This window comes from Micromonospora echinofusca (genome assembly GCF_017614955.1).
Taxonomy (GTDB): Bacteria; Actinomycetota; Actinomycetes; order Mycobacteriales; family Micromonosporaceae; genus Micromonospora; species Micromonospora echinofusca_A.
The window spans coordinates 1-7,320 of the sequence record NZ_WVUH01000349.1; the positions used below are offsets into that span (position 1 = coordinate 1).

At 72.9% G+C, this 7,320-nt stretch carries 8 protein-coding genes; 6 read left to right on the forward strand and 2 right to left on the reverse strand.

What is annotated here, in order from left to right; all coding sequences use genetic code 11:
• Together GSF22_RS27980 and moaC are read right to left on the reverse strand one after the other, a co-directional pair.
• Positions 1 to 482: MogA/MoaB family molybdenum cofactor biosynthesis protein (locus tag GSF22_RS27980; protein ID WP_208816733.1), on the reverse strand; the 482-nt coding region annotated here is incomplete at its 3' end.
• On the reverse strand, positions 455 to 946 hold the full coding sequence (gene moaC / locus GSF22_RS27985; RefSeq protein ID WP_208816734.1) for a cyclic pyranopterin monophosphate synthase MoaC: 492 nt from the start codon (positions 944 to 946) through the stop codon (positions 455 to 457). The genes moaC and GSF22_RS27980, both read right to left, overlap by 28 nt.
• 711 nt (positions 947 to 1,657) lie before the next feature.
• Here moaC and GSF22_RS27990 point away from each other — a divergent pair.
• The 6 genes from GSF22_RS27990 to GSF22_RS28015 form a co-directional block, all read left to right on the forward strand.
• Positions 1,658 to 4,144, forward strand: a complete 2,487-nt coding sequence (locus GSF22_RS27990) for a putative bifunctional diguanylate cyclase/phosphodiesterase (RefSeq protein WP_208816739.1) — start codon at positions 1,658 to 1,660, stop codon at positions 4,142 to 4,144.
• A 116-nt stretch (positions 4,145 to 4,260) separates the two neighbouring features.
• Positions 4,261 to 5,583, forward strand: coding sequence for a glycosyltransferase 87 family protein (locus GSF22_RS27995; protein WP_244454260.1), 1,323 nt, complete (start codon positions 4,261 to 4,263; stop codon positions 5,581 to 5,583).
• Positions 5,580 to 5,984, forward strand: a complete 405-nt coding sequence (gene crcB, locus GSF22_RS28000) for a fluoride efflux transporter CrcB (protein ID WP_208816735.1) — start codon at positions 5,580 to 5,582, stop codon at positions 5,982 to 5,984. Before GSF22_RS27995 ends, crcB (GSF22_RS28000) begins: the two co-directional genes overlap by 4 nt.
• Entirely contained in the window at positions 5,981 to 6,352 is a 372-nt protein-coding gene (gene crcB, locus GSF22_RS28005) for a fluoride efflux transporter CrcB (protein WP_208816736.1), read from the forward strand. The genes crcB (GSF22_RS28000) and crcB (GSF22_RS28005) overlap by 4 nt, the downstream gene beginning before the upstream one ends.
• A gap of 89 nt (positions 6,353 to 6,441) precedes the next feature.
• Positions 6,442 to 7,074: a phosphoribosyltransferase gene (locus GSF22_RS28010; protein ID WP_208816737.1), complete on the forward strand. Its 633-nt coding sequence runs from the start codon at positions 6,442 to 6,444 to the stop codon at positions 7,072 to 7,074.
• 19 nt (positions 7,075 to 7,093) lie between these two features.
• The coding region (locus GSF22_RS28015; protein WP_208816738.1) for a zf-TFIIB domain-containing protein at positions 7,094 to 7,320 on the forward strand (227 nt) is incomplete at its 3' end.

A 7,320-nucleotide genomic window follows, 5' to 3' on the forward strand; every position in this document is an offset into this window, starting at 1 on the left:
CCGCGCAACTGGTCGACGGTGTGCGCCAGAACCGGCCCGAGGACGGCGAGACCGTCCCGGGCTCCGCCGGTGGACCCGGGCAGGTTGACCACGAGCATCCGGCCGGACACCCCGGCGAGACCCCGGGAGAGGACGGCGGCGGGTACCCGGTCCCGGCTGTACGCCCGGATCGCCTCGGCGATGCCGGGGATCTCGTAGTCGAGCAGGGGGCGGGTGGCCTCCGGGGTCCGGTCGGTCGGGGTGACCCCGGTGCCCCCGCTGGTCACCACCACGTCGACCCCGTCGGCCCGGGCCGCCCGGATCGCCCCGGCGACGGGTTCACCGTCAGGTACCACGACCGGGTCGTCCACCTGGCAGCCCAGTTCCCGCAGTCCGGCCACGAGCAGGGGGCCGCTGGTGTCCGGGTACACCCCGGCGGCGGCCCGGTTGGAGGCGACGACGACCCGGGCGCGGATCACGGACGGTCCTCCGGTCGTACCCATTCGCCGGTCTTCCCGCCTTCCTTGCGGAGTACGCGTACCCCTTCGACGGAGGCCGCCGGGTCGACGGCCTTGACCATGTCGACCAGGGCGAGTCCGGCCACGGCCACCGCCGTCAGCGCCTCCATCTCGACGCCGGTCCGGTCCGCGGTCCTGGTGGTGGCGATGATCTCGACGGTCCGCTCGCCCAGCTCCAGGTCGACGGTGACGGCGTGCAGGGCGATCGGGTGGCAGAGCGGGATCAGGTCGGGGGTGCGCTTGGCACCCATGATGCCGGCGAGCCGTCCGACGGCGAGTGCGTCGCCCTTGGGCAGCCCGTCCCGGCGGAGCAGTCCGATCACCTCGGGCGTGGTGTGCAGCCGGCCGGCCGCCACCGCCAGGCGACCGGTGACCGGCTTGGCGGAGACGTCGACCATGCGGGCGGCACCGGCCGGGTCGACGTGGGTGAGCTGGGCGGGATCGGTCACGGCGGGAGCCTACCCGCCGCCCGGTCACCTCGGGGGATGCCCGGGTCCGACCGGCACGAGGGGAGCGGACAGTCCCGGAGCCCGCGCCGCCCCGCCGCCAGCCGCCGGGTCCGGGCTCACCGCAGGCCCGCCAGCCCTATTGCCGGGTGCTCTCAGAAAAGGAAAGTCGGGCACGTCGGTGAGCCTCGTGGTACGGCACAGGCACGGCGGTAACGACTCCGGAATGCGGCAGGTGAGGAACCGATGACGCTACGGAGTACGGCCTATGTCCGGTTGCCGGAAGGTACTCGCATGGCTCATCCTTCTTGCCGCACCGACGCACAGGTGTTCTGCTGACAAGTAGCCGTACGGAGACGACGTGACATCTCTCCGCACCACCTTTGGATGCGCTGGGTTTCGCTTCCGATGCACCCGGTGACGAATCACCGAATAGTTACCTGATAGTGCGCATAAGGACATTTATGTGTTCTTATCCAGACATTCCTTCCTCTAGGCTCGTGCTCATCGGACGAGGCACCGGTGGTGCGGTTGCGGAGGACCGCACCCGAGACGCGAGGGAGAACGGCATGCGTTCCAACGAGTGGGGCTGACAAAGCTGTTGCGGCGACGCAACCGGAAGTAGTCTTGCGATGCGCGCAGCGATCGGTGACGACACAGGGACCACGGGTGGCTCGACAAGACCGACGAGATAACGGGACCGATCGGCGGCTGATGCCGCTAGTCGGTCTCGTCGTCGTTGCGGCCACCATTGCCGGCGGGATATCCCTCTACCGTTTTGTCGTCAATTTTCCGGGCCCCGGCGAAACGCTCACACTCGGAATAGCGATCACGTCTCTGGTGGCCGTCGGCTTCACGGTGAAGGTACGGGTACGAATCCGGGCCGGTCACCATTTAATCGCCTGGACCGAGACCGCGATTATGATCGGTCTCGCCGTCGCCCCCGCATCACTGGTCGTCCTCTCGACCGGCTGCGGACTGGCGATCGCCACCGTGCTGACCCGCATGACACCGATCAAGGCGGTCTTCGGCACCGCGAAGAACATGCTGGTGGCCGGTGCGGCCGGGCTCGCCCTGCACCTCGCCGGCTGGACGGAGCAGAGCGACGACCGGTCCTTCGTCGGCCCGCTCGCCCTGGCGTACTTCATCGCGGTGGTGCTCGACGAACTGATCACCATTCCGGTGATCGCACTCGCCACCGGGACCGGCCGACGGGAGCTGTTCCGAGCCGACTGGGATCTGCGGTTCGGTGCCGCGATAGCCCGGTTCGTGGTGATCGCCGGCACCGTGGCCATCCTGCGCAACGACAACGACAACCGGCTCCTGCTGGCCGTACCGGCGCTGGTGTTCAGCCTCCACCTGTTCCATTCCAACCGGGTCAACGCCCGTACCGAGCAGCAGGCCTGGCAGCGGCTGGCCCGGACCACCGACGCGCTCAACGTGGTCGACCTGGACAAGGTGCTCACCACCGCCGTCACCCGGGCCACCGAACTCTTCTCCGCCGACGAGGTGGAGATCGAGCTGCGGGAGACCGGTCGGCTGGTCCGGGGCAGCACCACGGTCAGCTACGACGGGCCGCCCGGCGGCATCCCGAGCACCGTCCACGGCGCGGTCATCGTCGCGCCCCTGGAGGGCCACGACCAGACCGCCGACATCGGCGTACTCCGGCTCCGCTTCCGGGGGCCGGTGAAACTCTCCGAACGGGAGCGGTACACCCTCCGTACGTTCGCCTCCGCGCTCTGTACCGCGGTCCGCAACGCGCAGGCGTACGCCGAACTGGCCCGCGCCGCCGAGCAGCACGCGTACGCCGCCGCACACGACGCGCTGACCGGGCTGGCCAACCGGCGGCAACTGCTCGACCAGGGCAACCTCCAGCTCAGCCACCGCCACGCGGACGGGGTGACCGCCCTGCTGCTGATCGACCTCAACCACTTCAAGGAGGTCAACGACACCCTCGGGCACGCCGCCGGGGACCGGGTCCTCACCCAGGTCGCGGAACGGCTGCGCCACGCCGCACAACCCGACGACCTGGTCGCCCGGCTCGGCGGTGACGAGTTCGCCGTACTCCTGCGCGGACTGTCGGCACCCGCGATGGCCGCCCACCGGGCCGAGACCCTGCTCGGCGCGCTGCACGAACCACTGGACCTGGACGGGATGCGGATCAGCATCGAGGCCAGCGGCGGGATCGCCGTCGCGCCGAGCGCCGGTGGCATGGCCGAGTTGCTGCGCCGCGCCGACGTGGCGATGTACCAGGCCAAGCGGACCGGCCAGCGGACCGCCACGTACGCGCCGACCCGGGACAGCGCGGACCTCGGCCGGCTCACCCTCGGTGGCGACCTGCCCCGGGCCGTGGCCGACCACGAGTTCACCGTCAACTTCCAGCCCATCGTCGACCTCGGTACCGGCGAGGTGGTCTCCGCCGAGGCGTTGGCCCGCTGGCACCACCCCGTCCACGGCACCATCGACCCGCTGCGCTTCCTGGACGCCGTCGAACGGTCCGGCCTGCTCCCCGCCTTCGCCGAGGCGGTCCTCGACCAGGCCCTGATCGCGGCCGGGAGCTGGCGGGAAGCCGGCTTCGACCTGCCGGTCGCGGTGAACGTCTCCCCCCGCAGCCTGCTCGACCCCCGCTTCCCCGGCTCCGTACTGGCCCGGCTGCGCGCCCACGACCTCCCGCCGGACCGACTGCACCTGGAGCTGACCGAGACGCTGACCCTCAGCCAACTGGAGGTGGTCGACCGGGTCCTCGGCAGGCTCCGCGACGAGGGCATCCGCCTCGCCCTGGACGACTTCGGCACCGGGTACTCGTCCCTCTCCCTGCTCTCCCGCATCCCGGTGCACGAGCTGAAGATCGACCGCACCTTCGTGACCACCATGGAGAGCTCCGCCGAGGCTGCCGCCGTCATCCGGTCCACCCTCGACCTCGGGCGCAGTCTCAACCTGGTGGTCGTCGCCGAGGGCGTGGAGAGCGAGCCGCAGCGCCGGGCCCTGTGGGAGCTGGGCTGCACCTCCGGTCAGGGGCACCTCTTCGGACGGCCGATGCCGACCGGGCAACTGCTCGCCACCCTGCGCCGGGGGACGGGCGGCCGGCCGGGCGCCCTGGCGCCGGCCCTGCACGACACCGGCGCGGTGATCCGGCTCGCCCCCGGACGACGCCCGAACGGCCGTGGCCGGGGGGACCGTCTGCCACACTTGCCGGCGTGATCCACGCCGACCCGCCGCCCGCCACCCGACCCGGGGTGGGCGCCCCGACGGCCCGCACCGACCGGGGCCGGCGGGTCTGGTCCCGCAGCGACCGGGGCCGGCGGGTCTGGCAGCGGCTGGACCAGTCCGGTGGCGGCCTGCACGTCGACCTCGGCCTCTACGCACTTTCTGCGATCTTCGCCGCGGTAACCGCAGCGACCTCCACCCTGCTTCCGCACCGCGCCTGGGGTGCCGTCGCCACCGTCGGCTACCTGGCCGCCGCGCTCGCCGTCGGTGGGCAGTTGCTCGCCCGGCGCGCCGACCCGGCCGCCCCGCTGGCCGGTACCGCCGCCCGGGCCTGGCTCACCGTCCTGACCTGGACGACCACCGCTCTGCTCCCGCTCGTCGTACAGAGCGGGCAACGGGCTGCCGGACGGACCGACCGGGCCCAGGAGGAGGTGACCGTCATCGAGCAGGCCGGGATCCGGCTGCTCGACACCGGCACCCCGTACCTCGGGCGGGACCAGATCGCCGCCCTCCCCGCCGGTGAGCAGCTGCTCGGGTACACCCCGTACCAGCCGGGCATGGCTCTTTTCGGCCTGCCCCGGGCCGTCGGGACCGCCTGGTGGACCGATGCCCGGCTGATGTTCGCCCTGGTCACCGCAGTTGCCCTGGCTGTCGCGGTGGCCGTGCTCCGACGCTCCCCGGTCGGGGTGGTCGACGGGCCCGGTACCCCGGCCGGTCCCGGCACCGGGGCGTCCCCGGCCACCGGGCCGGTGCTGCTCCGGGCGGTGCAGGCGGCGACCGTGCTGCCGGTCTGCGCGCTCACGCTCGCCACCGGTGGCGACGACCTTCCGGTCCTCGCGCTCTGCCTGCTCGCCCTGGCCCTGGCCGCAGCCGGACGACCCGGCGCGGCCGGTGCAGCGGTCGGGCTCGCCGCCGCACTCAAGCTCCTCGCCTGGCCGGTCGCCCTGGTCCTGCTCGCCTGGGCGGTCACCCGGGGCCGGCGGGACGGCCTGCGGCTCGCCGTCGGCGCCGTGGGGCTACCGGTCGCCGCCCTGGTGCCGGTGCACCTGGTCGACTCGTCGGCCCTGGTGGAGAACGTGCTCCGGTTCCCCCTCGGTCAGGGTCTGGTCAGCAGCCCCGCCGCGTCGCCGTTCCCCGGGTACCTGATCGCCCAGACGCTGCCCGCCGGGCGGACGGTCGCCGCCGCCGCGCTGGTCGTCGCCGGGCTGGTGATCGCCGTCCGGCTCGTCCGCCGACCGCCCCGCACGGCCGCCGCCGGTGCCCTCATCTGCGGGTACGGCCTGCTCGCGGCGATCCTGCTGATGCCCGCCACCCGGTTCGGCTACCTTCTCTACCCGGTCGCGTTCCTGCTCTGGGCACCCGCGCTCGCCCCCGCCCGACAGGCGCCGGAACGCCCCCGGGTCGGCAGACCGGTCGCCAGGTCCGGCGGATGAACCGGGCGGCCGGGCGGGTACCGGCGGACGTCGTCGCCGCCGTGGCGGTCGGCGGCGCACTCGGTACGGCAGCCCGCTACGGGCTCGCCGTCGCCTGGTCGCACGCCCCCGGCTCCCTCCCCTGGGCGACGCTGGTCACCAACCTCGTCGGATGTGCCCTGCTCGGGGCACTGATGCACGTCATCACCGAACGGATCGCCCCGCACCCGCTGCTCCGCCCGTTCCTCGGCACCGGTGTCCTCGGTGGTTTCACCACCTTCTCCGCCTACGCCGTGGAGACCCGGGAACTGCTGGCCGCCGGGCGCCCCGGCCTCGCCCTCGGGTACGTCCTGGGCACCCTCGTGGGCGGGCTGAGCGCCGTACTCCTGGGTGACCGCCTGATGGCACGGGTGTCGCGGTGACCGTCCTCCTGGTCGTGCTCGGCGGCGCACTCGGCGCGGTGGGCCGCTTCCTGGTCGACCGGGCGGTCACCGCGCGCACCGTCGAGGGACGGCTGCCCGCCGGGACGCTGCTGGTCAACCTGGCCGGTTCGCTCCTGCTCGGCCTGCTCGCCGGGGCCGGCGGCACCATCCCCGGCTGGCTCGGCCTGTTCGCGGGAACCGGATTCTGCGGGGCGCTGACCACCTGGTCGACCTTCGGCTACGAGACGGTCCACCTGGCCCGGTCCGGGCCGGCGGGCCGGCGCTGGGCGGTACTCAACGTGGTGGTCACCCTCGGCGCCGGGCTGACCGCCGCCGCTGCCGGCTGGGCGGTCGGCAGCCGGCTCTGACCACACCCGGGCCCACCGGTCGGGCCCGGGTTTCCGGCATCTGGGCCGAAGCGCGGGTACGCCAGCCGAAGAGGGCGTACACCTGAGGCATGACGACCTACCGTGATCGTGAGCATGCCGGGGAGACCCTCGCCGGACTGCTCTCCGGACTGGCCGGGCGTCCGGACGTGACCGTACTCGGACTGGTCCGGGGTGGCGTGCCGGTGGCCGAGGTGATCGCCGACCGGCTGCACGCCCCCCTTGACGTGCTGGTGGTCCGCAAGCTCGGGATGCCGCTGGCCCCCGAGGTGGCGTTCGGTGCGCTGGGGCCGGGAGGTGTCCAGGTGCGCAACGAGTCGCCGGCCGCCCAGTTGCCGGCCGGGCAGGTGGCTGAGGTGGTCCGGACCGAACAGGCCGAACTGGACCGGCGGGAGCAGCTCTACCGGGCCGGTCGTCCACCGCTGGAACTGGACGGGCGTACCGCGGTCATCGTGGACGACGGGCTGGCTACCGGGGCCACCGCCCGGGCCGCCGTCGCCGTCGCCCGGCAGTTGGGGGCGCAGCGGGTGGTGGTGGCGGTGCCGGTCGGTTCCCCGGAGGCGTACGACATGCTCGCTGCCGAGGCCGACGAGGTGGTCTGTCCCGAGCGTCCGCCGGAGTTCGGCGCGGTGAGCCGGTACTACGACGACTTCCACGAGGTGTCCGACCGGGAGGTCGTCGAGGCGCTACGAGCGAAGGGCTGAATCGACCGGGTACGGTCGGATGATGCATCTCACCTGTCCCAAGTGTCACGGAGACATGCGCCAGTACGAGCGCAGCGGCGTGACGGTCGATCAGTGCACCGAGTGCCGGGGGATCTTCCTCGACCGTGGCGAGCTGGAGAAGCTCTTCGACGCGGAGGCCAACTGGAACCGGACGCACGGGGCCCCGGCCGCTCCGCAGGGTGCTCCGGCACCCGCACCGCAGCCCGGTGGCTACGTCCCGCCGCC